Origin of the sequence: Bartonella sp. DGB2, assembly GCF_046843095.1 — a bacterium.
In the GTDB taxonomy this organism is placed as follows: Bacteria; Pseudomonadota; Alphaproteobacteria; order Rhizobiales; family Rhizobiaceae; genus Bartonella.
This window is the reverse complement of the sequence record NZ_CP177325.1, coordinates 106358-127928: the sequence shown is the minus strand read 5'-3', so window position 1 is coordinate 127928 and position 21571 is coordinate 106358. Positions and strand designations below refer to the sequence as shown.

Sequence of the window (21571 nt, the reverse complement as noted above, 5' to 3'; positions counted from 1 at the left end):
TACCTCATTACGAAGCAAAAGCTGCAATCGGTGCCTGTCGTCTCGCCCGTCCCTGAATGTTTGGGCAGAAGCGCTCTTGCATCCCCAGCGCCTTAGCTTGACTTTCTACCGCCAGAATAAGCCGTGGTAATTCTGCTTGCAAAGCGCTAAAGCGCAAAGGAACATAGCTTAAGAAAGAACTATGCTCTTCGATATAAAACCACATTGCCCCAAAACTATAATGATGTAATGCATGGCGGCATTGCGAAGGAGAAAGACCAAAGCGTAGTAATAAGTGCTCGCAATCCTGCTCGTTCTTTATAAAGGAACGCAAAATATGCCGTGATCGATAGCGCCGTATCAACATAGGAACGTTTTCCAAACGTCTTTCGCAATAATAATCATCTTCATGCAATCGGGCTGTAAGAGCCGCGGCCATCCCGCCTTTATCTCTCCCTTTAAGACGCATGGAGACCGTTACCTTAGATTGTGCACAATAAAACACCGTCAAATCATGTTGCATTGCTCGCTGCACTAAAGCGATAGCCCCGCCTTCATGTAAGCGGGGCGCACCGCCAATTTGCTCTAAAGCTTGGGAGGTAATTGCCATGTTCGCTGCCGACTCATCCCCATGGTGAGGCCACGGATTTGCAGGATCGGGATCTAATGCACAAATAAGCGCGCGGGAAAGATGGGCATAATCCTCCTCAACGGCTTGTCTGTATAAAAGCCAAGTAGGCAAAAGTGCAGTCTCCGCCTTATCATAAGCAATTTTTCCACACACCACACCCACCCCGCGCCGCGCGGCTGCCAAATGACTCTTAATCCATAAAGCATCGACGATACTATCGGCATCCGTAGTCAATAAGAGCCCGCGAGGCCCAAGACTTGTCATAGCCACATCAAAGCCAAGCGCGCGGGCCATGCTAGCTGAAACTTTTGAAGACGGCAGTTCAATATCTAAAATATCAAGAGCAATGGTATGTTGCTCTACCCAATTACGCGCCCTTTCCCGCGTGGCATCAGTGGAGTTATTCACTACCAATAAAATGCGCCCAGCTTGCTCTACATTGCGCATCGCTTCATAACACGCCTCCAAACAAGCCTCAATCCGCTCCTCCTCATTCTGCGCAGGGATAATAACCATATAGTCTGGCATACAAGTAAAGCGATGGGGCGCCGGCAACCAATGATTGATTCGAGCACAATAGGGCATATTTCTAATAATTTCATAGCAATGAGCCGACAGACTACATCGCCTTTTAAAAGGTAAAGACACCACAAAAATCTCCAGTCTTGATGAGACAATCCCGCTCTCTAAACGTAAGGCAAACGCTTTGGTTCCCTAACCCTTCACCCGGTGATAACCATAAGATATAATGAAAAAACAGCCACTAATGCGCAATAAAAAACCGCCCCAACATAGGCGGCGCAAGATAATAAAACAAATTTATGCTTAGAAAACGCGCAAATGCAGCAAAGCATTCGCGCTAAATAAATTTAATAAAGGGCTACGAAAGCCGTAGCCCTTTATATTTTGTAGCGCCCAAACCAACCCAAGCGGGGACGCATTAGGTTAAACCGCACGCCTTAATTGCGCGCCTTATCAACCAAGGCATTGGATTTAATCCACGGCATCATAGCGCGCAATTTTTCACCTACTTGTTCAATAGGATGCGCATCGTTTAAACGACGAATGCCCTTAAAGCGCGCGCCTCCCGCTCTATATTCTTGGATCCATTCAGTAGTAAATTTCCCCGTTTGGATATCGTGCAAAATCCGCTTCATTTCTGTTTTCGTTTCTGCCGTAACCACGCGAGGGCCTGACATATATTCTCCCCATTCCGCGGTATTAGAGATAGAATAATTCATATTGGCAATACCGCCCTCATAAATCAAATCGACAATCAATTTTACTTCATGCAAACATTCAAAGTAAGCCATTTCAGGAGCATAGCCTGCTTCCACCAAAGTTTCAAAACCAGCGCGGATTAACTCAACCAAACCGCCACAAAGCACCGCCTGCTCGCCAAACAGATCAGTTTCACACTCTTCTTTAAAACTTGTCTCAATAACGCCAGAGCGGCCGCCCCCCACCCCGCACGCGTAAGACAAAGCCAACGCATGCGCATGACCAGAAGCATCTTGATCAACAGCGATAAGGCAAGGCACGCCACCGCCACGCTCATATTCGCTACGCACAGTGTGTCCAGGCCCTTTGGGGGCGATCATCACCACATCCACACTTTTGCGCGCTTCAATTAAGCCAAAATGAACATTCAACCCATGAGCAAAAGCAATTGCCGCCCCATCGCGTAAATTTTCTTGAATATGATCTTTATAAATATCTGCCTGCAATTCGTCAGGAGTTGCCATCATAATAAGATCAGCCCACGCGGCACCTTCCTTAACGCTCACTACCTCGAATCCATCAGCCTTTGCCTTGGTAATAGATCCCGAACCATCACGAAGAGCGATCTTCAAAGCCGCCACTCCAGAATCGCGCAAATTAAGCGCATGAGCCCGCCCCTGCGAGCCATAGCCAATAATCACTACTTTTTTTGACTTGATCAAATTCACATCAGCATCACGATCATAATAAACACGCATGTTATTCTCCTTTAATATTGTATTCGATAGTATATTAAATTATATTTTAACGCCATAAAGAGCGAAAAATTGTTGTGTAGCAAGGTGGGCGCGGGCGCCGATCTGTGTTTCATCAAGAGAAAAAACCGCGCCTAATAGTTTACATATTTGCATATCACCAACCACCAAACCAAAAAAACAGCGAAAAGTTTCTTCGCTTTTCTCAAAGGCCAATAGACCTGCCTCGCGCCCCAATTCTAATACTGGAATTAAACGTTTTGCCATAGCAAAAGGCCCATTCTGTAAGACAATTTCACCTAATCGCGATTGATTCGAACGTGCATGGCTTACAGCCAAACGATTTAAGGCAATGGAAGTAGGGGAAGATAAAACCAATAACCAATCATAAGCAAAATGCTTCAAACAAAAAAATAACGAATCCGCATTCAGTGCTTGCCGTTTCAAAGGGGTAATACGCACTTTTGATGCTTGCCACCGAACCATAGCCTCCAATAGGCCATCCCGATCTCCAAACCATTTATACAAGGTTTCCTTAGAACAACGCGCTGCACGCGCGATATTCTCAGTCGTCAAAGCTTCATCAGCCGCCACTAAAAGCCCCAACGCCCCTTCTAGCACCTCTTTTTGCCGCACTGTTAGTTCTGCAAGCTCTACACCCATATCATCCTAAACCATGTTGCATAAGTACGGTACCGTACGGTACTCTTACACAATACATACAAAATAACAAGCCCCAATATCCACTACCTATTCGCTCACTTCTAGACAAAGCTCACTCACACGAGCAAAACGTTCAGAAATAGCTATTGCGTGTTCATGCATAGCATCTTCTGAAAATCCATGCACCTTTAGCGCGTGGGTTGCATCGCGTAAGATAGCAAATTTATAACCACGGTGATAAGCATCAATAATGGTTGCTAAGCAACACGCATTCGTAGCATAGCCGATTATCAAAAATTCATCTTCAAAAAAATCATGTGCTATCTCACAAAATTCTAAACAAGAAAAACAAGAATACTTATATTTTACGACTTCAAACTCACCGATGACGGGAGTAAATCCATCAATGAAGTCTGCATATTCAGAATCACGCTCAAATAGCGGTCCGTCTTTTATATGGCGCACATGAATAATATTCCAACCCTGCTTGCGCGCATAAGAAAGCATCATGCGCGCTTTTTCAAGGGACTCTTCGATAGAGTCAATATAAAAGGGGCGAGAACGCGTTATATATTCCCGCTGCATACCAATAACAACAAGATTTTTTTGAACCATTCTCTATCTCTCTACTATGTTTTTGATAGGAATTTAATTTTATAGCAGGATATAATATTTCTATTACGTATCTATATATCACTATTTTTTTTAAATAAATATAATTCACATTATTGTGTTTTATTAAAAACTTTAGATCTTAGCATGAGCGCAATCCAAAAAACACTAATCATTACTAATTAAATTCAACAATCAATACATAACCTGCCCAACCGGTTTTACTGGAGACGCACTAGGATTCCTGCGGGTCCATATCAAAAGGGGCTTGAAGAGTTAATAGCCCCCTCTATCTGAACCCATGCCCGATATACGGAGAAATATTCATGACAAAACACGATGACCACACATTGAACGCTGCGCAATTGCGGGAAGGTGGCGAAAACCACCAAACCACTCAAGAAGGCTATACCCCCCTTACCACCCAACAAGGGGTGCCAATTGCAGATGCACAAAATTCTTTACGCGCCGGTTCCCGCGGACCCGCTCTGTTAGAAGATATCATCTTTCGTGAAAAATTATTTCATTTTGATCATGAGCGCATTCCCGAGCGCGTTGTCCACGCTCGGGGGTATGGAGCCCATGGTTTTTTTGAAAATTACGCCTCTCAAAGCCAATATACCAAAGCTGATCTTTTTCAACGCCCAGGTGAAAGAGTACCAGTGTTTGTGCGCTTTTCCACGGTGAACGGTAGCGAAGGTTCATTTGATCTAGCCCGCGATCCCCGCGGTTTTGCTGTAAAATTTTATACCCAACAAGGCAATCTAGACATTGTAGGCCTTAACCTACCCGTTTTTTTTATCCAAGATGCAATCAAATTTCCTGACCTGATCCACGCGGTTAAGCCTGCACCTGACCGTGCCTTTCCACAGGCAGCCAGTGCCCATGACAATTTTTGGGATTTCATTTCCCTAACGCCAGAAAGTATCCACGGCGCTTTATGGCTTATGTCCGACCACGCCATTCCCCGCTCTTATCGTTTTATGCAAGGTTTCGGGGTTCATAGTTTTCGCTTTATCAATGCTGAAGGCGAATCTACCTATGTGAAATACCACTTTAGGCCTAAACTCGGTTCGCAAGCGGTAGTTTGGAATGAAGCGGTCAAAATTAACGGTGCCGATCCAGACTTTCATCGCCGCGATTTATGGCAAGCCATTGAAAACGGCCAATTCCCTGAATGGGAACTAGGCGTACAATTATTTGATGAAGGCTTTGCAGAACAATTTGAATTCGATATCCTGGACCCAACCAAGCTAATTCCCGAAGAGCGCGTACCTATCACCCCACTGGGTCGTTTAGTTCTTAATCGCCTTCCCGATAATTTCTTTGCTGAAACCGAGCAAGTTGCCTTTTGTACCCAAAATATCGTACCCGGCATTGATTTCACAAACGACCCTCTTTTGCAAGGGCGCAATTTCTCCTACCTTGACACGCAAATCAAACGCTTAGGTAGCCCCAATTTTGCCCATATCCCCATCAATGCCCCGAAATGCCCATTCAGTAATTTTCAGCAAGATGGGCACATGGCCATGCATAATCCTAAAGGCCGGGCTAACTATGAACCTAATAGCTGGGGCATAGCCCAGGGCGGCCCACGCGAAGCGCCAAATCAGGGCTTCGTCTCCTACGCTGAAGAGGTACATGGTAAAAAAATACGCTACCGACCTGAAAGTTTTGGCGACCATTACAGCCAGCCACGCCAATTCTATAAAAGCCAAAACACGGTTGAGCAAAAGCATATTATAGATGCATTCAGCTTTGAATTAAGCAAATGTACCCAAATCAGGATCCGAGCGCGTGTCGTGAGCCACCTCCTTCATGTAGATGAAACGCTAGCAAAGGAAGTGGCTCATAACCTAAATCTCGTCTTGCCGGCTCCAGCGCAAACTCTAACAACAGCCATAAAAGATCTCCCTCCCTCCCTAAACTTAAGTATCCTCAATACTCTCTTCCCCACCTTTGAAGGGCGCAAATTAGGCATTTTTATAACAGATGGGATTGATACCGCTCTCCTTACAAAACTTGAAAAAGCAATCAAAGAGGTAGGTGGAGTGAGTGAGCGTGTAGCTTTAAAAGTGGGGGGTGTTATCGACAATAGCGGTATTCTTATTCCCGCTGATCACCAAGTGGATGGTACGCCCTCTGCACTCTTTGACGCTGTTGCACTTTTGACTACGGAACACGGCGCAAATGAGGCCGCTCAAAATCCCACGGCGCGAGACTTCTGTAGCGATGCTTACGCCCATTATAAGTTCATCGGCTATAGTGATAATGCCAAACCCTTATTACAAGCGGCAGGCATTTTGGCTAAAATTGATGAAGGTTTCAGCGCTCTTGATAGTGAAGCAGATATACAACCCTTTATTAATATCTGCAAACAGGCTCGCTTCTGGGGCCGCCCCGACGGAGCTTAATGCCGTTTATCCAAGCCACATCCGCCCCCCGCGAAGCGGGGGACGGGGCGCTTGCCCTGCATCCCAAAATTTTCCAAAAAGCAAATTTACACATTAATCTGCGTACCAATTTCTACCACATGGGTCGAAGGAATTTGAAAGTATTCGGTGGCATCACTTGCTGATTTTATAAGGGCGATAAATAATTTGCCCTGCCAAGTGGGCAAATTGGAGCGCGGCGCCAGCCTTATTGAGCGACGCGACAGAAAAAACGATGTAGTAGCTAAGTCAAAATCCCACCCCAACTTTCGACATACAGCTAAAGACCGAGGTACGTTAGGCCGTTCCATATAGCCAAAAATAAGAGTCACCTGCATAAAGCGCTCATGAAATTGCGAAATACGCGCTCGATCCACAAGGGAAACGCGCGGTATAGGCGCAGTCACCACCGTGAGGAACACATTATTCTCGTGTAAAGCTTGATAATGCTTCAAACTATTTATAAGGGACGCGGGGACATTATATGGGTCGCTTGTTAGGAACACCCCCGTCCCCGGTAAAATAAACGGCGGTTTTTCCTGTAAGTCATCCAAAAGAGCTGGTAACGGGGTCTCTAATTTACGTATTTTTAAAGACAATTGCTGACTGCCGCGAATCCACGTGGCCATTACAAGCCCTATCAATCCAGCAATCCCAACAGAAATCCAGCCCCCTTCATAAATCTTGAATACGTTTGCAACAAAAAACAACCCATCCAATAAAAAGAAAACCGTAGCAAGCCCTACGCTCAAAAAAAGCGACCATTTCCAAATCCGCCACATCACCAAAAATAAAAATAACGTTGTTACCAGCATATTGCTGGTAACAGAAATCCCATAGGCAGCCGCCAAGTTGTCTGATTTTCCAAACCAAACGACTAACACGATCACCGTTAATGCAAGGAGAAAATTAACTCGTGGCATATAAACTTGTCCCAACGCCTTTTCCGAAGTGTGAAAAATCTCAAGGCGAGGCAAAATCCCTAATTGTACCGCTTGGCTAGCTAGAGAGTATGTTCCAGTAATCACTGCTTGCGAAGCAATGATTGTTGCCGCAGTAGCCAAAATAATCATAGGAATTAGAGCCCAGCCGGGTAGCATCTGATAAAAAGGATTGGTAACGTCTCCCCCATGGGCAAGAACAAACGCACCCTGACCCAAATAATTCAAAACAAGGCAAGGGAATACAACACCTAACCATACCAAAATAATTGGGCGGCGGCCAAAATGCCCAAGGTCGGCATAAAGGGCTTCTGCCCCCGTCACTGCTAAAAAAACTGCTCCCACCGCTATGAAAGCTGTAAAGGGCTGTAAGATAATATAAGCAACACCATAGAAAGGCGAAAGAGCCCGTAAAATGCTAATATTATCAAAAATATGATATAGACCAAAGCCCCCCAAAGCTAAAAACCATAAGCCCATAATCGGCCCAAACACTAACGCCACCCGCCCACTGCCAAAACGTTGAATGGCGAATAAAATAATTAATATCCCTATTGTTGCTGGTACAATGAAAAAACTAAAAGTGGGGGCAACGACTTCAAGCCCCTCCACTGCCGAAAGCACCGAGATAGCTGGTGTTATAACCGCATCGCCGCAAAACAAAGACGCCCCTAAAACTCCAAGCCATAAAACATAAGATTTATGGCGCTTAAAAGCGCCACGCGCCAGCGCCATAAGAGATAAAATCCCACCCTCGCCCTCATTATCAGCACGCAAAACAAAAAACACATATTTTATGGTCACTACCAAAATAAGTGCCCAAAAAATCAAGGAAATAATCCCTAACACTTCTATTTCTAGAAAAGCACGCTCCGCGCCGACCGCACGTAATGCTTGCCGGAATGAATAGATAGGGCTCGTACCAATATCACCATAAACAATCCCCATCACCCCAGAAAGAGAAAAAATGAGTTGGCGATTACCCCTTTCCCCGCCCCCGTTCAACATCACTTGACGAGCCTGGGTTTTCATAACATCGGTCATTCTTACTCTTTGTTCTATGTCACTAAAATCCATTCGCCTTTATACTAGGCGCAACTTATACCTTAGGAAAAGCAAGCGCCGCTAAAAAACGGCTCACCGTCTTATGCATACCAAACTCTAAGGCATCGGCAATCAAGCCGTGTCCGATTGAGACTTCAGAAAGCCATGGAATATTTTCCACAAGAAGTGGTAAATTAGCAACTGTCAAATCATGTCCAGCATTCAGCCCCAAACCGAGCTGTTGGGCATAGCTAGCAGTAGCAACTATTGCCTCCAAACAAGCCGCTTGTTCTTCCGCTGTGTGAGCTGCACCATAAGGGCCTGTGTAAATCTCTACCCGATCCGCCCCCAAAGCTTTGGCAATGGCGAGACCATCTGGGACTGGATCCACAAATAAAGAAACACGTAGCCCCCGAGCCTTTAAATCTGCAATTATAGGAGTCAATAAATCTCCATCATCTTTAAAATTCCACCCATGGTCTGAGGTAGATTGATTAGGATCATCAGGCACAAGAGTGATTTGGTCAGCGTAAAGCGCGGCATGCTCCAAAAAAGCAGAGCTCGGATAGCCCTCTATATTGAATTCGGCTTCGGGGAACTCAGCATCAATCAATTGTCGAATAGCTAGGCTATCATCAAAACATATATGCCTTTGGTCAGGGCGGGGATGCACAGTAAGCCCCGCCGCACCCGCACTAAGGGCAATACGCCCCATATGAGTCACACTAGGCCAAGGAAGGTTACGCCGATTGCGCAATACAGCTACCGCATTGAGATTAACCGAAAGTTTAACCGCCATACCTTGCCTTTCAATCATAAACCCCTCCCCATCCCCCAACAAAAATACACGCTATGCTTAAGGCTCTTACCCTAGCGCACGACCACCAATTTATCTGCAGCGCGTGTAATCCCCGTGTAAAGCCATTGTTTGCGGCTATCGCGAAATGCAAAACTCTCATCAAATAAAACCACATTGTCCCATTGCGAGCCTTGCGCTTTATGCACGGTCAAAGCATAGCCATAGTCGAAATCATCATAGCGGCGTTTTAAAGCCCATGCAATCTCGCTATCGCAGGCTTCAAAAGCAGCTTTAAGCAATTTCACTTTTACCACGCCACGCTCCTCATCCTCGGCAGAGATCAGCAAATTCATCCCAGGCTTTACCGTTTCCTTCGAAGCACTAAGCACCCGCCACAGCGAACCATTCAAAAGCCCTTTCGCTGGTTCATTGCGTAAACAAACAAGCTTATCCATCGCCTGAGGGTAATCCCCTACAAACCCTCTTAATTCACGCAAACGACGATTATAAAGCTTTCTTGTTCGATTGATGCCCAAAAGAACTTGGTCGGCGTCTAAGACTTCTTGCTGCTGTACCTCTTGACGGCGAATGACTTTTACGGCTCCATAATCACCATAGGACAGATCTTCCCCCATCCGCGCCTCCATTGCCAGACGGATAATAGGATTATCCCGCGCCTGCCGATGAATTTCACTCAATAAAAAATCAGGCTCGTGTTCGGTGAAGAATCCACCACCCGAAATAGGTGGTAATTGCCCTGGATCGCCTAATACTAAAATAGGCGTACCAAAGCTCAGCAGGTCGCGCCCCAATCGTTCATCAACCATTGAGCATTCATCAATCACCACCAATTTAGCTTGAGCAATATCGCTTTGCCTATTCAAAACAAAATTAGGTGCTATTGAGGTTTTGCCTGTTTGTTCATTCGAAACTTCTTCTTCCCCACGCAAACGGTAGATCAATGAATGAATCGTACGAGCATTTGTAGCGCCCTTAGAGCGCAAAACTTGCGCAGCCTTGCCGGTAAAGGCCGCGAATTGTACTTCACCGTCAACATGTTCAGAAAAATAACGAGCAAGAGTCGTCTTACCCGTCCCTGCATAGCCAAAAAGACGAAAAATTGGACTTTTATCTGCCTTAAGCCATGCTGAAACCGCGCTTAATGCTTTATCTTGTTCTGGAGAAAATTGCATGAGCGTAACAAACAAGATTCGCAAAAAAAGCGCAAGCCTTTTGATCGCGTTAAAGTACGGGTATCATGTAACTATCCGTTCCCCCCCCCCGCAATAAGAAAACAGACTAAAGCGCTGCTACGCCACGATTCATAGCAGAAACGCCCGTACGACAAACTTCAGTAAGCCCCAAAGGATGCATAATACCAATAAATTGGTCGATTTTAGAGGTTTTACCTGTTACCTCAAAAATAAAATGTTTAACCGAAGCATCTACAACCTTCGCATGAAAAGAATCAGCAAGGCGTAAAGCTTCCACCCGCTTTTCGTTTTCTCCTACTACTTTCACCAAAGCAAGCTCGCGCTCAATCGGTGGATCCTGCCTCTGTTCTTGAGCATGTAAGGTCAAATCCACCACTCGGTGTACAGGGACGATTCGCTCTAATTGATGACGAATTTGGTCAATCACATGAGGTTTAGCATAAGTAACAACAGTAATCCTTGATAGATGCCGCTCTTGCTCCGTTTCTGAAACAGTCAAGCTTTCAATATTATAGCCACAACCGGAAAAAAGCCCAATAACCCGCGCAAGAACGCCTGGCTCATTGTCTACCAAAATAGCCAACGTATGGGTTTCATTAGGGTCATTATCGGGGTGAATAAAATAGGCTGAGCCTTGAACTGAACTTTGTGTATTCATCTTATTTCTCCTATACCAAGGTGCGGCCACCAGCGTCAATTGCTTTGGCAACAGCTTCACCATCGGCCTCATCAGGCAAAAGCATCTCATTATGCGCACGGCCAGAGGGAATCATGGGGAAACAATTTTCTAAAGCCATGACTCGGCAATCAAATAAAACCGGTTTATCACAATCAATCATCTCTTTAATTTTATCATCAAGTTCTTTCGGATCAGAACAAATTATCCCTACCGCTCCATAAGCTTCAGCCAACTTCACAAAATCCGGTAAAGCTTCAGTATAGGTATTCGATAAGCGATTATCATGCAATAATTGCTGCCATTGGCGAACCATACCCATGTATTGGTTATTCAAAATAAACACCTTAACTGGGGCTTTATGCTGCATAGCGGTGGCTAGTTCTTGAATATTCATCTGAATAGAAGCATCGCCTGCCACACAAATCACCAAGGCATCAGGCTTAGCAATCTGCACCCCAATAGCCGCGGGAAAACCATATCCCATCGTGCCAAGCCCCCCCGACGTCATCCAATGATGTGGCTCTTCAAAGCCATAATATTGCGCGGCCCACATTTGGTGCTGCCCCACCTCAGTCGTGAGATAAGGGTTCCTATCCTTGGTTAAAGCGTAAAGACGTTGCAAGGCATATTGCGGCATAATCACATCATGATTCATGCGATAAGCCAAGGATTTACGCGCCCGCCACTGATTAATCTGGTCCCACCAAAGGGTGCGGCTATCTGCATCAGGCTTTGGTTGGATAGCACGCAAATGGCGAACAATAGGCTCTAAAACGTGAGCAACATCACCAATAATCGGCACGTGCACGCGCACAGTTTTATTAATAGAAGAACGATCAATATCAATATGAATAATTTTCGCCTGCGGAGCAAAAGCATCCAACCGCCCGGTGATCCGATCATCAAAGCGCGCCCCGACGGCCAGCATCACATCACAGCCATGCATAGACATATTAGCCTCATAAGTACCGTGCATGCCTACCATGCCTAGCCAATTTTTGCCAGAAGCAGGATAGGCACCAAGCGCCATAAGGGTAGCGGTGATAGGTAAATCAGCAAATTCAACTAACTCCCGCAAAAGCCGCACCGCTTCTGAACCAGATGAAATCACCCCTCCACCACAATAAACGACTGGTCGTTTGGCTCCCGCCAATAAAGCAACTGCATGCTCTATAGCCACATTATCGCCATCCAATCGCGGTCGATAACGCGTTTGAGGGATAAATTGTGGCGCCCTATATACCCCTTTAGCAAATTGAATATCTTTAGGAATATCCACCAAAACTGGCCCTGGTCGCCCAGTTTGTGCAACATGAAACGCTTCATGCAATACATAAGAAAGCTCGTTCACATCCTTTACAAACCAATTATGCTTAGTGCATGGCCGCGTAATACCTACCGTATCAGCTTCTTGAAAAGCATTACTCCCGATTAAAGTCGTAGGCACTTGCCCTGACAAGCAAACCAAAGGGATTGAATCCATAAAAGCATCTTGTAAAGGGGTGACGGCATTTGTAGCGCCAGGGCCAGAAGTTACTAGCATCACCCCCGCCTTTCCGGTGCTGCGAGCATAACCCTCAGCCGCGTGGCCAGCCGCTTGTTCATGCCGTACTAAGATATGATCAAACGCCGTTTGTTTGTAAATCTCATCATAAATCGGCAAAACCGCGCCACCTGGATAACCAAAAATATGCGCCACGCCTTGATCAATCAAAGCCTGCACAACCATTTCAGCCCCCGTCATTATTTTTCCATTGACGCTTTCAATTGTTCTTGGCTTCTCTATCATTTGCATATCCACTTAAAATAAAAAGGCTCCCAATGGAGCCTGACCTGTGTATAGGTAGATAGGTAGATAATAACTATTGATTATACCACAAGCCCCATTCACATCAACAAGCTAGTAACAATATTTACTATAAAACATACATAATTTACCCTTTTCTTAACGTCAACTAGAAAATTATCACAAATAAATTTTATACACTATATATAATATAGTTTCACGTGAAACATTATTATAGCTTAAAATTGCCATAAATCTATCTTAATAAAGCACTCAACATGATCATATTCTAAATCAAGAGGAAATGATCTCCCATGTTTTATCCATTTGGTGACGAAACCAAGTCATTTGGCGCTTAGCGTAACGACGTGTTTGTTGTTGACCTTGCTCTAACGCCTCTTGCAATGAACTCGCCCCCGACAAATGCGCTAATAATTCCGGTAGTCCAATTGCTTTAGCGGCGGGTCGATCCGCTGCCACGCCCAAAGCTTGGAATGCCGCTGCCTCTTCAAGCGCCCCCATCATCACCATTTTTTTAAAACGCTCATTAATGCGCTCGTATAAAAACTTTCGTTCAGGAATGAGCAAAATCTTCTCAACATGGTGCCTCGCCAACAAAGGAGGCGATTTTTGTTGCTGCCAAAAACTCAAACTTTTTCCCGTTGCTATATATACTTCAAGACCCCGCAAAATCCTTTGGCCATCTTGTGGACTAATCTTTGCAGCCCAAACGCTATCCACTTCTTGTAAACGGCGGTAGAGCGCCATAGCGCCCAAATGATTCAGATCTTGTCGACAGGTCTCCCTTATATGCAAAGGGACAGAGGGAATTTGCGCAAACCCGCCTAAAAGCGCTTGGAAATAAAGGCCCGTCCCTCCTACAAATATAATAGGACGATCGGAGATTTTATCCAAGCACGCTGCTACATCCACCAACCACCGACCGACTGAATAAGTGCAGGTAGGCGCTACATGGCCATAAAGATAGTGTGGAACCAGCGCCATATCATCGGCGCTAGGTTGAGCAGTTAATACTGGCAAAAGGCTATAAACTTGCATAGAGTCAGCATTAATAATCACCCCACTGTTTTGACGCGCCCACCTAAGCGCTAAATCAGACTTGCCGCTAGCGGTCGGGCCCGCTATCAGTGTTATTGTCCTTTTCTTCATGACGAGAGTCCCATGCTTAAAGTATCTTCTGACCGCCCAACGCAACCCCACATCGCCACATTAATCGCTAACCCTAACTATCCCATCCTTACGCTGGCTTGCGCAGATAAAGCCTATCGTGCTCTTAATGCAAGCCATCTTTATTGGTTAAGCGATAATATCGCCTGCGATATTCTTCTCCCCGACAGTCTCCCGCATGAAGAAGCGCGCCTTTTATTGCAAAATGCACTCAACGGCCTTCCAATCGACATTATCATCCAGCCGCAAGAGGGGCGACGCAAAAAACTGCTCCTCGCCGATATGGACTCTACCATGATCGAACAAGAATGCATCGACGAACTTGGTGCAGCGATCGGCATGGGAGAAGAAATTGCCAATATCACCCACCGTGCCATGCATGGTGAAATTGCCTTTGAACCCGCTTTACGCGAAAGAGTGGCTTTGCTAAAAGGCCTCTCACTCACTACCATAGCCCAACTTATCAAAACGCGCCTTACCCTGCGGGCAGGAGGGAAAACACTTTTAGCCACCATGCGTCATCATGGCGGCTATAGTGCATTAGTCTCCGGGGGGTTTACCCTTTTTACCGCCAATATTGCTCAAACCTTGGGCTTTGACGAACACCATGCTAACCAGTTAAGTCATGATGGCCATTATTTAGATGGTGAAATTGTTGAGCCAATTCTAGGACAGCAAGCCAAATTAGACACGTTGCACGCTCTTTGCCGAAAGCGTGGACTCTCTCCTCAAAACGCTATGGCAGTTGGCGATGGAGCAAATGACCTAGCCATGCTACAAGCGGCGGGGGCTGGAGTTGCACTCCATGCTAAGCCCATTGTCGCGCAAGCCGCCTCGATGCGCATTGACCACGGCGACCTCAGCGCTTTACTTTATATCCAAGGCTATCGCCAAAGCGATTTTGTGAGCCAATAATGTCTCTCTCGCCAGAAAAGATTGGATCTTATACGAAGAGCATAAACTGCATGCTTAATCTTAAGCATTTTGGGGCTTACCCAGCCTCTCAGAATAAAAATTTACAGCCGTACCGATAAAACCCGCTGCCATACTGATAAGGCCAATCCAAATAAAAGCAGACTGTATATAAAAAAGGTCTACGAAACCAGCGCCGATAAGCCCAATCAGCACCGATCCCTGCAAAATAAAACTATAAGCAGGCATTTGTTGTTTGCGCTGGTCTTTATGAATATGCTTCATCATAAAGCTTGCCATTAAAGCATTTTGCACGCCATTGGCTATCCCAATAAGCAAAGACGCTAAAAGCATGACCCATAACTGAGCGCTAAAGGCTAAACATAGCACCCCAAACCCAATGCAAGTAGCAGCCATACACGCCCCTGCAGCATACCCCAAACGCTTAAAAAGCCCTACAAAAAACAAAGGACCAAACACTAAACCAATGCTTGAAGCACTCGCGATAAAACCATAAATTTTAGCGTCAAGCCGCAAGACCTCGCGGATATATATGATCAACAAGACCCCTTCAGCTGAAATGAATATGATAGTCACAATTAAAGGGATAAGTACCAAAGTCACTGCTCTTATGCGAAACAATCCTACTACATCAAGGTACTTTTTAATCAGTACAGGTTCCTCCTGTTTGGATGGAGCAGCGATCAATCCATATCGCCCCTCAACCCAGATGCCTTTTAAACACAATTGCATAATGCCACCGGCGGCCAAAACAGCCACCGCCATCCACAGCATTCCATAGGTATTTTTTAGATAGTCAAAAAACATACTTCCTAAGAGAGGACCACCTACATAACCAAAATTACGCAAGCTTTGTACAATACGGTTTATCCAATCCATATGTTGCTCATTATCAGCAAAATCGGGAATCATCACAAAAACCGACGCCCACAACATTGATAAAACACAACCTAAAGCGGCCGCGAGGATAATATAAGCTAAAAATGCCTGTGAAAAAGCCGCAAGAGCAATCAACAGCGCTTCACCATAAAAAGAAGCAAGAATCATTTTGGACGACCCAAAGCGATGCAATAACCATGGCGCAGTAAGGTTAGCACCAATACCGCATAACAGCCCTGTTGACAAAAGCATAGACACAAAGCGGGGCTCTTGCGCTAAATTCAAAGCAAAAACGATCTGCGCTGCCTCATCAGAAAGGCTTGCGACTGTAAGCAACACACAAGCGAAAAGTTGCAAAATTATGATAAAATCAACCCGCCCCATATTATAATTTCCTCCCGCAAACCCGCTGCGGCACCTCTCCTTGCCCGGCGCTTTTTACCTTTTGATCTCAAAAGCATACCCTATGCTATTTAATAAATTACCAAATTTAATTCATCTGAACGGTCACAAAACGAACCTCACCGTCAGGCCTTGCTACCAAAAGCAAAGCATTTTTACGCCCTACTCCACGCAATGCGTCGATACGCTTTTTAGCATCACCCACGGTTTTAATAATGTTCTGATTAATTTCTAAAATTACCTCACCCACAGCGATACGTTTATCAGCGGCCGCACTATGGGGCACCACTTCACTTACCACCACGCCCTCCAATTTATCCTTGATTTTATACCGCTTACGCAAATCATCGCTCAAATCCACCAAAGTCATACCTAAAAAATGCGCCACAAGATCACTCTGGAGAGGTTTTTTGGACTCAGCATCGTCATCCATGGTTTGATCTGTTTCTGCTTCAGGTAAGCGGCCTAAGGTAACATTTACCTTTTTCAAAACACTATCGCGCATTAGGACAATCTCAACCCTCTTACCAACCGGAGATGCCGCGGCAAGGCGCGACAAATCATGAGCCTCACGCACTGTCTGGCCATCAAAACAAACAATTATATCACCCAATTTCAATGCTTTGTTATCCGCATCACCACCCGCAATTTTGCCAGAAACCAACGCCCCTTCAGGCTTCTCTAAACCAAAAATTTGTGCAACTTCAGGAGTGACAGATTGTAAGCGAACCGCCAACCAACCGCGCCGCACTTCGCCATACGCTTCCAATTGACGCAAAATACCACGAGCTATATTAGAGGGAATCGCAAAGCCAATCCCTACCGATCCTCCAGAAAGCGAATAAATAGCCGTATTTACACCAATTACTTGCCCTTTCATATCAAACAAGGGTCCACCTGAATTTCCGCGATTAATGGTGGCATCGGTTTGGATATAATCATCATAGGGGCCGCTACTAATATCACGATGACGAGCAGAAATAATTCCTAAGGTGACACTTCCATTAAGGCCAAAAGGGTTACCAATCGCCATAACCCAATCACCAATCCGTGCTTTATCAGAATCGCCAAATTCTGCAGCTATCAAAGGCTTATGTGCCCCTTCCACCTGTAATAGAGCCAAATCAGTTTTAACATCTTTGCCCAATAATTTCGCTTTCAATACCATACCATTAGTGAAGATAACGCTGATATCATGCGCATCTTCAATCACATGGGCATTAGTAACAATAAGCCCCTTTGTAGCATCAATCACAAACCCAGAGCCACGCCATTCCACGCTACGCTCTTGTGGCCCGCTTTTGGAGTCAAAAAAATCCTTAAAATAGTCTTGGAATGGAGCCTTTGGGTCAATATCTAAAGTGGCAATATCATCGCCCTGTTCAGTACCTTCAATAAGCTGGGTCGTGGAAATACTAACAACTGAATCTAAAAGCCGCGTCGCAAGATCTGCCGTTGAGGATGGCAACGTTGCCCCTTGCTCTAAAGCTGGAGTTAAAATAACGTTTGGCTCTGACGACGCTTGACACAGGCCAATACTCGCAACCCCGCATAGCAAAATAACATACACAATCCTAAACGCCTTCAAATCCGCCAAAGCGAGCATGTCAGCATAAATGCGGATACCTATCGACCAAAAAAAACGCCATCGCGTCATCTTTTATTCCCTATTCTACACATAATAAAGTTCACGCCCCTTACCTTCATCATCGGTAGACCCCAAAAATAATAAAAGAGCCATCTCACTCTAGCAAGATGGCTCTCCCCATTTTATTGGCACCTAACTTCGCAAGGTTCCATTAATTGCTACTTGTCAGGCGGCTAGGATCTCCCTTAGCGGCAGCTGGATGATGAAAATAGGAGAAAAAGTCCTCACGTGGCGAAATAACCATCGGTGTTTTTTCTAAGTTCTTATAATTTTCCATCGCCAACCAAAAGTCATAAAAACTTGGATTGGTAGCACGGGACGCTAATAATATACGAATACTCTCAGCCTGCCCTTCCCCGCGAGTAATTTCAGCATCGCGTTTTGCCGCCGCTACAATCTCTTCATATTCACGATTAGCCTCGGCAATGATACGATCACGCTCTTGCTGGCCGCGAGCACGAATGTTTTCTGCCACCGCTTCCCGTTCAGCTGCCATTTGTCGATAAACATCTTCAGAAACGGCATCGGTAAGGTCTGTTTTACGAATGCGCACATCCACAATAGTTATCCCAAGAGAGCTAGCATCTTTAGAAAATTGGCTTTGTACCTCCGCCATCATAGCGTTACGTTCATCCGAAAGAGCTGCCTTAAATTCACGCTTTCCGTAAACGGCTCTCAAAGCATCAATAAAACGCGGTGCTAAATTTTCCCGCGCCGCAATTTGCGGTCGACCCGAAGCAATCCTTTGCAAAAATAGCCGCGGGTCAGTAATGCGGTAAATAAAGAACGCATCCACTTCATAATAAGCCCCTCCGCGCACCTGCACTGATTGAGTAGGCAGATCATAACGCAAAAGACGATTATCAACGACTAACGCCTGATCAACAAAGGGAACTTTGAAATAAATCCCTGGTTTTTGTTCAACGCGTACAATCTGTCCAAAGCGCTTCACCACCACTTGCTGACGTGGAAAAACAATAAAAGCAGAAAGCCAAAGACCGAAAAGAAGAGCAACAATCACCCCAATAATAATGTAAAGACGGTTCTGCCGCATAATTAACGACCTCCACTAAAGATTGTATCCACAGGAGACCCACTTTTGGATAGCTGATTTTGTTGCTCTATTTTCGGCGCAGAACCGCTTTGAGGCATATTTGTCATCATTCCATTAAGTGGAAGATACGGCACCACCGCCGAATCCTTTTGGTCGATCACCAATTTATTTGGTGAAGCGAGAATGCGACTCATCATTTCCATGTAAAGACGGTAGCGGGTTGCTTCAGGCGCTGCCGCCGCTTCACGAGCGATAGCTTGAAAGCGTTCGGCCTGACCTGTTGCTTCTTCAACCATACGCGCTTTTTCCCCTTTCGCCACCTCACGCGTACGCGAGGCTTCACCGTTAGCAAGCCCTAACTTATTAAACCGTACGCGGTTTCCTTCTTCCACCATACGACCCCGCTCTTGCTGTGCCTGTTGGACAGAATTAAACGCCGCCGCCACTTTAGTAGGGGGCGCCGCCTCGCTAATCGAAACTTGGGTAATCTCAACGCCCAATTGGTATTTATCGACCGTAGCTTGAATAACAGTTTTTACGTTATCGGCCACTTCTTCCTTTTTGTCGCGCAATACGTCATCAACAGGGCGTGAACCGATAACCTCACGCATGGCGCTTTCCGCAACCTGCCGCACTGTACCTTCTTGATCATTGACGTCAAATAAATATTGGGTCGGGTTAGAAATTCGATAATAAACAGAAAAATTGACATTGACGATGTTCTGATCGCCTGACAACATCAAACCATCGCTTTGTTGTAATCCGCCGCTACCACCAATGGCAATGGTTTTTTCCGTTAGCGGCAATTTCATATAAGTTTCAATTGGCCAAAAATGAAAATGCAAGCCATCGCCAATAATTCCAGGTTTTGGCACCCCAAAACGTAATTCCACTGCCTGTTCATTTTGCTGAACGACATAGACCGCCTGCGTTAGCCACACAATCACCACCACCGCGGCTGCTAAAAGAATAAGCGACGCATTGCCCATTTGTTTAAAATGATCTTGCCCCTTGCGCAATAGCGTGTCAATATCAGGACCATGCCCCCCACCGCTTGGTTGAGAGCTCTTGGGTCTCTGTCCCCATGGGCTTTTTTCATTATCTGTAGGTTTATTCCGATTCCGGTCACCGCCATCGCCCTGCGGGCCGTTTCCATTTTGGTTTGTCCAGGGCATTCTCACCTCATCACACAAATTTGATATACCCCTTATAGGGACTGCCCCCCCCAGTTTCAATGCAAGACAGCGCATTTATATAAGAATTTAGCAGAATCGCCTTTGGTAAGTCACGAAACGAGTGGGGTATTCATCCTTATCAGATATAGGAGTGTTTTCACATGCGACAATCTGCCAAGCGCTTTTATCGAAAGGGGGGAAAAAACTATCCCCTGGCACGGAGCTTAAAATTTCGGTCAAAAACATCGTCTTTACAAAGGGTAAATAATGCTTGTAAATCTCACCTCCCCCTATGATAAAAGCGGCATTAACACCAAAATGTGTAGCATGAGCAGTAGCAAGTGCTTCGGCTTCTGGAAAACTATGCGCGATATAAGCCCCTTGCGGAGCAAAGCTCTTATCGCGAGATATAACAATGTTCGCCCGCCCCTTAAGCGGCCGCCCCAAGCTTTGCCAAGTTTTGCGCCCCATAATAATAGGGTGACCAAGGGTTAAGCTTTTAAAGCGTTGCAAATCCGTCCCAAGCCGCCATGGCATAGCGCCGTCTTTCCCTATGACGCCATTTTGAGCTACCGCACTAATAAGATATAATAATAAACTCATATGGCAATTGGTGCCTTTATCACCGTAGCAGATTGGTAATTCTTCAGGGTGAAATCCTTGTATTGAAAGCCAAAAATATTATCAACTGCGGGGTTCAGCTCCATATGCGGAAGCGAATAAGGAGTGCGCGATAATTGTTCACGCGCTTGTGCAAAATGATTTTTATAAAGATGTGCATCGCCAAGCGTATGGATAAATTCTCCCAATTCAAGTCCTGTCACTTGAGCAATCATCATGGTAAGAAGTGCATAAGAAGCAATATTAAACGGCACGCCCAGAAAGATATCACCCGATCGCTGATAAAGCTGGCAAGATAATTTGCCATTGGCTACATAAAATTGAAATAAGCAATGACACGGAGGCAACGCCATTTCATCGATTGCAGCGGGGTTCCAAGCAGAGACAATAAGCCGGCGCGAATCAGGGTTTGTTTTGATCATCGTTACGACATTGGTTATCTGATCAATGAATCGGCCATCAGGAGCCGGCCATGAGCGCCATTGCGCGCCGTAAACTGGACCCAAATTGCCTGCCTCATCAGCCCATTCATCCCAAATGGATACGTTGTTTTCTTTCAACCAATGAATATTAGTGTCACCGCGCAAGAACCACAACAACTCATAAATAATAGAGCGAAGATGCATTTTTTTGCTAGTAAGCAGGGGGAAACCCGACTTAAGGTCAAAACGCATCTGATAGCCAAAAATGGAGCGCGTGCCCGTGCCTGTCCTGTCGGAACGATCGACCCCACATTCTAAAACATACGATAAGAGATCTAGATAAATCTTCATAAGCACCTTTATAAACATTTTTTTTATAAACGGAATAAGCTTCCAATATTATACATAAAATTTCAAGAGCTTGCACACAACCACCCGAGGGTCGCATGCGCGACATGTAAATAAAAAAGATGACGTTGGCCTAAAAAAACGC

General features: G+C 45.4%; 18 protein-coding genes. 2 read left to right on the top strand and 16 right to left on the bottom strand.

From position 1 onward, the window contains the following. Positions 1 to 7 precede the first annotated feature (7 nt). The 4 genes from ACK28X_RS00630 to ACK28X_RS00615 form a co-directional block, all read right to left on the bottom strand. Entirely contained in the window at positions 8 to 1138 is a 1131-nt protein-coding gene (locus ACK28X_RS00630; protein WP_412057781.1) for a glycosyltransferase, read from the bottom strand. 431 nt (positions 1139 to 1569) lie between these two features. Next, the gene (ilvC, locus tag ACK28X_RS00625; RefSeq protein ID WP_412057780.1) at positions 1570 to 2589 is read right to left on the bottom strand and encodes a ketol-acid reductoisomerase; all 1020 of its coding nucleotides are present in this window, start codon (positions 2587 to 2589) and stop codon (positions 1570 to 1572) included. A 39-nt stretch (positions 2590 to 2628) separates the two neighbouring features. Then, entirely contained in the window at positions 2629 to 3249 is a 621-nt protein-coding gene (locus ACK28X_RS00620; protein WP_412057779.1) for a TetR/AcrR family transcriptional regulator, read from the bottom strand. An 87-nt stretch (positions 3250 to 3336) separates the two neighbouring features. Then, positions 3337 to 3864, bottom strand: coding sequence for a cysteine hydrolase (locus tag ACK28X_RS00615; RefSeq protein WP_412057778.1), 528 nt, complete (start codon positions 3862 to 3864; stop codon positions 3337 to 3339). A gap of 323 nt (positions 3865 to 4187) precedes the next feature. On the opposite strand from ACK28X_RS00615, the gene ACK28X_RS00610 reads away from it, so the two are divergent. Then, positions 4188 to 6275: a catalase gene (locus ACK28X_RS00610; RefSeq protein WP_412057777.1), complete on the top strand. Its 2088-nt coding sequence runs from the start codon at positions 4188 to 4190 to the stop codon at positions 6273 to 6275. Between the two features lie 86 nt (positions 6276 to 6361). Here the strand turns inward: ACK28X_RS00610 and ACK28X_RS00605 are convergent, their stop codons facing one another. From ACK28X_RS00605 to miaA, 6 genes are all read right to left on the bottom strand, one after another. Next, a complete protein-coding gene (locus tag ACK28X_RS00605; protein ID WP_412058250.1) occupies positions 6362 to 8242 on the bottom strand; it encodes a potassium transporter Kup in 1881 nt (626 codons plus the stop codon). Between the two features lie 91 nt (positions 8243 to 8333). Further along, positions 8334 to 9077 carry a pyridoxine 5'-phosphate synthase gene (locus ACK28X_RS00600; protein ID WP_412058249.1) on the bottom strand — a complete coding sequence of 248 codons (744 nt, stop codon included), beginning with the start codon at positions 9075 to 9077 and terminating at the stop codon, positions 8334 to 8336. A 71-nt stretch (positions 9078 to 9148) separates the two neighbouring features. Then, complete coding sequence (locus tag ACK28X_RS00595; protein WP_412057776.1) at positions 9149 to 10270, bottom strand: ATP-dependent DNA helicase; 1122 nt, start codon at positions 10268 to 10270, stop codon at positions 9149 to 9151. A 106-nt stretch (positions 10271 to 10376) separates the two neighbouring features. Further along, positions 10377 to 10949, bottom strand: a complete 573-nt coding sequence (gene ilvN, locus ACK28X_RS00590) for an acetolactate synthase small subunit (protein ID WP_412057775.1) — start codon at positions 10947 to 10949, stop codon at positions 10377 to 10379. A 10-nt stretch (positions 10950 to 10959) separates the two neighbouring features. Next, a complete protein-coding gene (locus ACK28X_RS00585) occupies positions 10960 to 12759 on the bottom strand; it encodes an acetolactate synthase 3 large subunit (protein WP_412057774.1) in 1800 nt (599 codons plus the stop codon). A 291-nt stretch (positions 12760 to 13050) separates the two neighbouring features. After that, complete coding sequence (gene miaA, locus ACK28X_RS00580) at positions 13051 to 13926, bottom strand: tRNA (adenosine(37)-N6)-dimethylallyltransferase MiaA (RefSeq protein WP_412057773.1); 876 nt, start codon at positions 13924 to 13926, stop codon at positions 13051 to 13053. A 12-nt stretch (positions 13927 to 13938) separates the two neighbouring features. Here miaA and serB point away from each other — a divergent pair, with 12 nt between their 5' ends. After that, positions 13939 to 14859, top strand: coding sequence for a phosphoserine phosphatase SerB (gene serB, locus ACK28X_RS00575; RefSeq protein ID WP_412057772.1), 921 nt, complete (start codon positions 13939 to 13941; stop codon positions 14857 to 14859). A 60-nt stretch (positions 14860 to 14919) separates the two neighbouring features. On the opposite strand, the gene ACK28X_RS00570 is transcribed toward serB, so the two are convergent. The 6 genes from ACK28X_RS00570 to ACK28X_RS00545 all read right to left on the bottom strand — a co-directional run bounded on the left by ACK28X_RS00570 (position 14920) and on the right by ACK28X_RS00545 (position 21429). Continuing rightward, complete coding sequence (locus ACK28X_RS00570) at positions 14920 to 16140, bottom strand: MFS transporter (RefSeq protein ID WP_412057771.1); 1221 nt, start codon at positions 16138 to 16140, stop codon at positions 14920 to 14922. 106 nt (positions 16141 to 16246) lie between these two features. Then, complete coding sequence (locus ACK28X_RS00565) at positions 16247 to 17815, bottom strand: Do family serine endopeptidase (protein ID WP_412057770.1); 1569 nt, start codon at positions 17813 to 17815, stop codon at positions 16247 to 16249. Between the two features lie 142 nt (positions 17816 to 17957). Then, positions 17958 to 18860 carry a protease modulator HflC gene (gene hflC, locus ACK28X_RS00560; RefSeq protein ID WP_412057769.1) on the bottom strand — a complete coding sequence of 301 codons (903 nt, stop codon included), beginning with the start codon at positions 18858 to 18860 and terminating at the stop codon, positions 17958 to 17960. 2 nt (positions 18861 to 18862) lie between these two features. Further along, a complete protein-coding gene (gene hflK, locus ACK28X_RS00555) occupies positions 18863 to 20035 on the bottom strand; it encodes an FtsH protease activity modulator HflK (RefSeq protein WP_412057768.1) in 1173 nt (390 codons plus the stop codon). 87 nt (positions 20036 to 20122) lie between these two features. After that, positions 20123 to 20638 carry a dihydrofolate reductase gene (locus ACK28X_RS00550; RefSeq protein ID WP_412057767.1) on the bottom strand — a complete coding sequence of 172 codons (516 nt, stop codon included), beginning with the start codon at positions 20636 to 20638 and terminating at the stop codon, positions 20123 to 20125. Then, positions 20635 to 21429 (bottom strand): thymidylate synthase, encoded by a 795-nt coding sequence (locus tag ACK28X_RS00545; protein ID WP_412057766.1) that lies wholly within the window; start codon positions 21427 to 21429, stop codon positions 20635 to 20637. Before ACK28X_RS00545 ends, ACK28X_RS00550 begins: the two co-directional genes overlap by 4 nt. Positions 21430 to 21571: the final 142 nt, after the last annotated feature.

Coding starts and splice junctions, on each gene's coding strand:
- ACK28X_RS00630 (WP_412057781.1), bottom strand. CDS start 1,138: ATGCCAGACTATATGGTTATTATCCCTGCGCAGAATGAGGAGGAGCGG.
- ilvC (WP_412057780.1), bottom strand. CDS start 2,589: ATGCGTGTTTATTATGATCGTGATGCTGATGTGAATTTGATCAAGTCA.
- ACK28X_RS00620 (WP_412057779.1), bottom strand. CDS start 3,249: ATGGGTGTAGAGCTTGCAGAACTAACAGTGCGGCAAAAAGAGGTGCTA.
- ACK28X_RS00615 (WP_412057778.1), bottom strand. CDS start 3,864: ATGGTTCAAAAAAATCTTGTTGTTATTGGTATGCAGCGGGAATATATA.
- ACK28X_RS00610 (WP_412057777.1), top strand. CDS start 4,188: ATGACAAAACACGATGACCACACATTGAACGCTGCGCAATTGCGGGAA.
- ACK28X_RS00605 (WP_412058250.1), bottom strand. CDS start 8,242: ATGTTGAACGGGGGCGGGGAAAGGGGTAATCGCCAACTCATTTTTTCT.
- ACK28X_RS00600 (WP_412058249.1), bottom strand. CDS start 9,077: ATGGCGGTTAAACTTTCGGTTAATCTCAATGCGGTAGCTGTATTGCGC.
- ACK28X_RS00595 (WP_412057776.1), bottom strand. CDS start 10,270: ATGCAATTTTCTCCAGAACAAGATAAAGCATTAAGCGCGGTTTCAGCA.
- ilvN (WP_412057775.1), bottom strand. CDS start 10,949: ATGAATACACAAAGTTCAGTTCAAGGCTCAGCCTATTTTATTCACCCC.
- ACK28X_RS00585 (WP_412057774.1), bottom strand. CDS start 12,759: ATGATAGAGAAGCCAAGAACAATTGAAAGCGTCAATGGAAAAATAATG.
- miaA (WP_412057773.1), bottom strand. CDS start 13,926: ATGAAGAAAAGGACAATAACACTGATAGCGGGCCCGACCGCTAGCGGC.
- serB (WP_412057772.1), top strand. CDS start 13,939: ATGCTTAAAGTATCTTCTGACCGCCCAACGCAACCCCACATCGCCACA.
- ACK28X_RS00570 (WP_412057771.1), bottom strand. CDS start 16,140: ATGGGGCGGGTTGATTTTATCATAATTTTGCAACTTTTCGCTTGTGTG.
- ACK28X_RS00565 (WP_412057770.1), bottom strand. CDS start 17,815: ATGACGCGATGGCGTTTTTTTTGGTCGATAGGTATCCGCATTTATGCT.
- hflC (WP_412057769.1), bottom strand. CDS start 18,860: ATGCGGCAGAACCGTCTTTACATTATTATTGGGGTGATTGTTGCTCTT.
- hflK (WP_412057768.1), bottom strand. CDS start 20,035: ATGCCCTGGACAAACCAAAATGGAAACGGCCCGCAGGGCGATGGCGGT.
- ACK28X_RS00550 (WP_412057767.1), bottom strand. CDS start 20,638: ATGAGTTTATTATTATATCTTATTAGTGCGGTAGCTCAAAATGGCGTC.
- ACK28X_RS00545 (WP_412057766.1), bottom strand. CDS start 21,429: ATGAAGATTTATCTAGATCTCTTATCGTATGTTTTAGAATGTGGGGTC.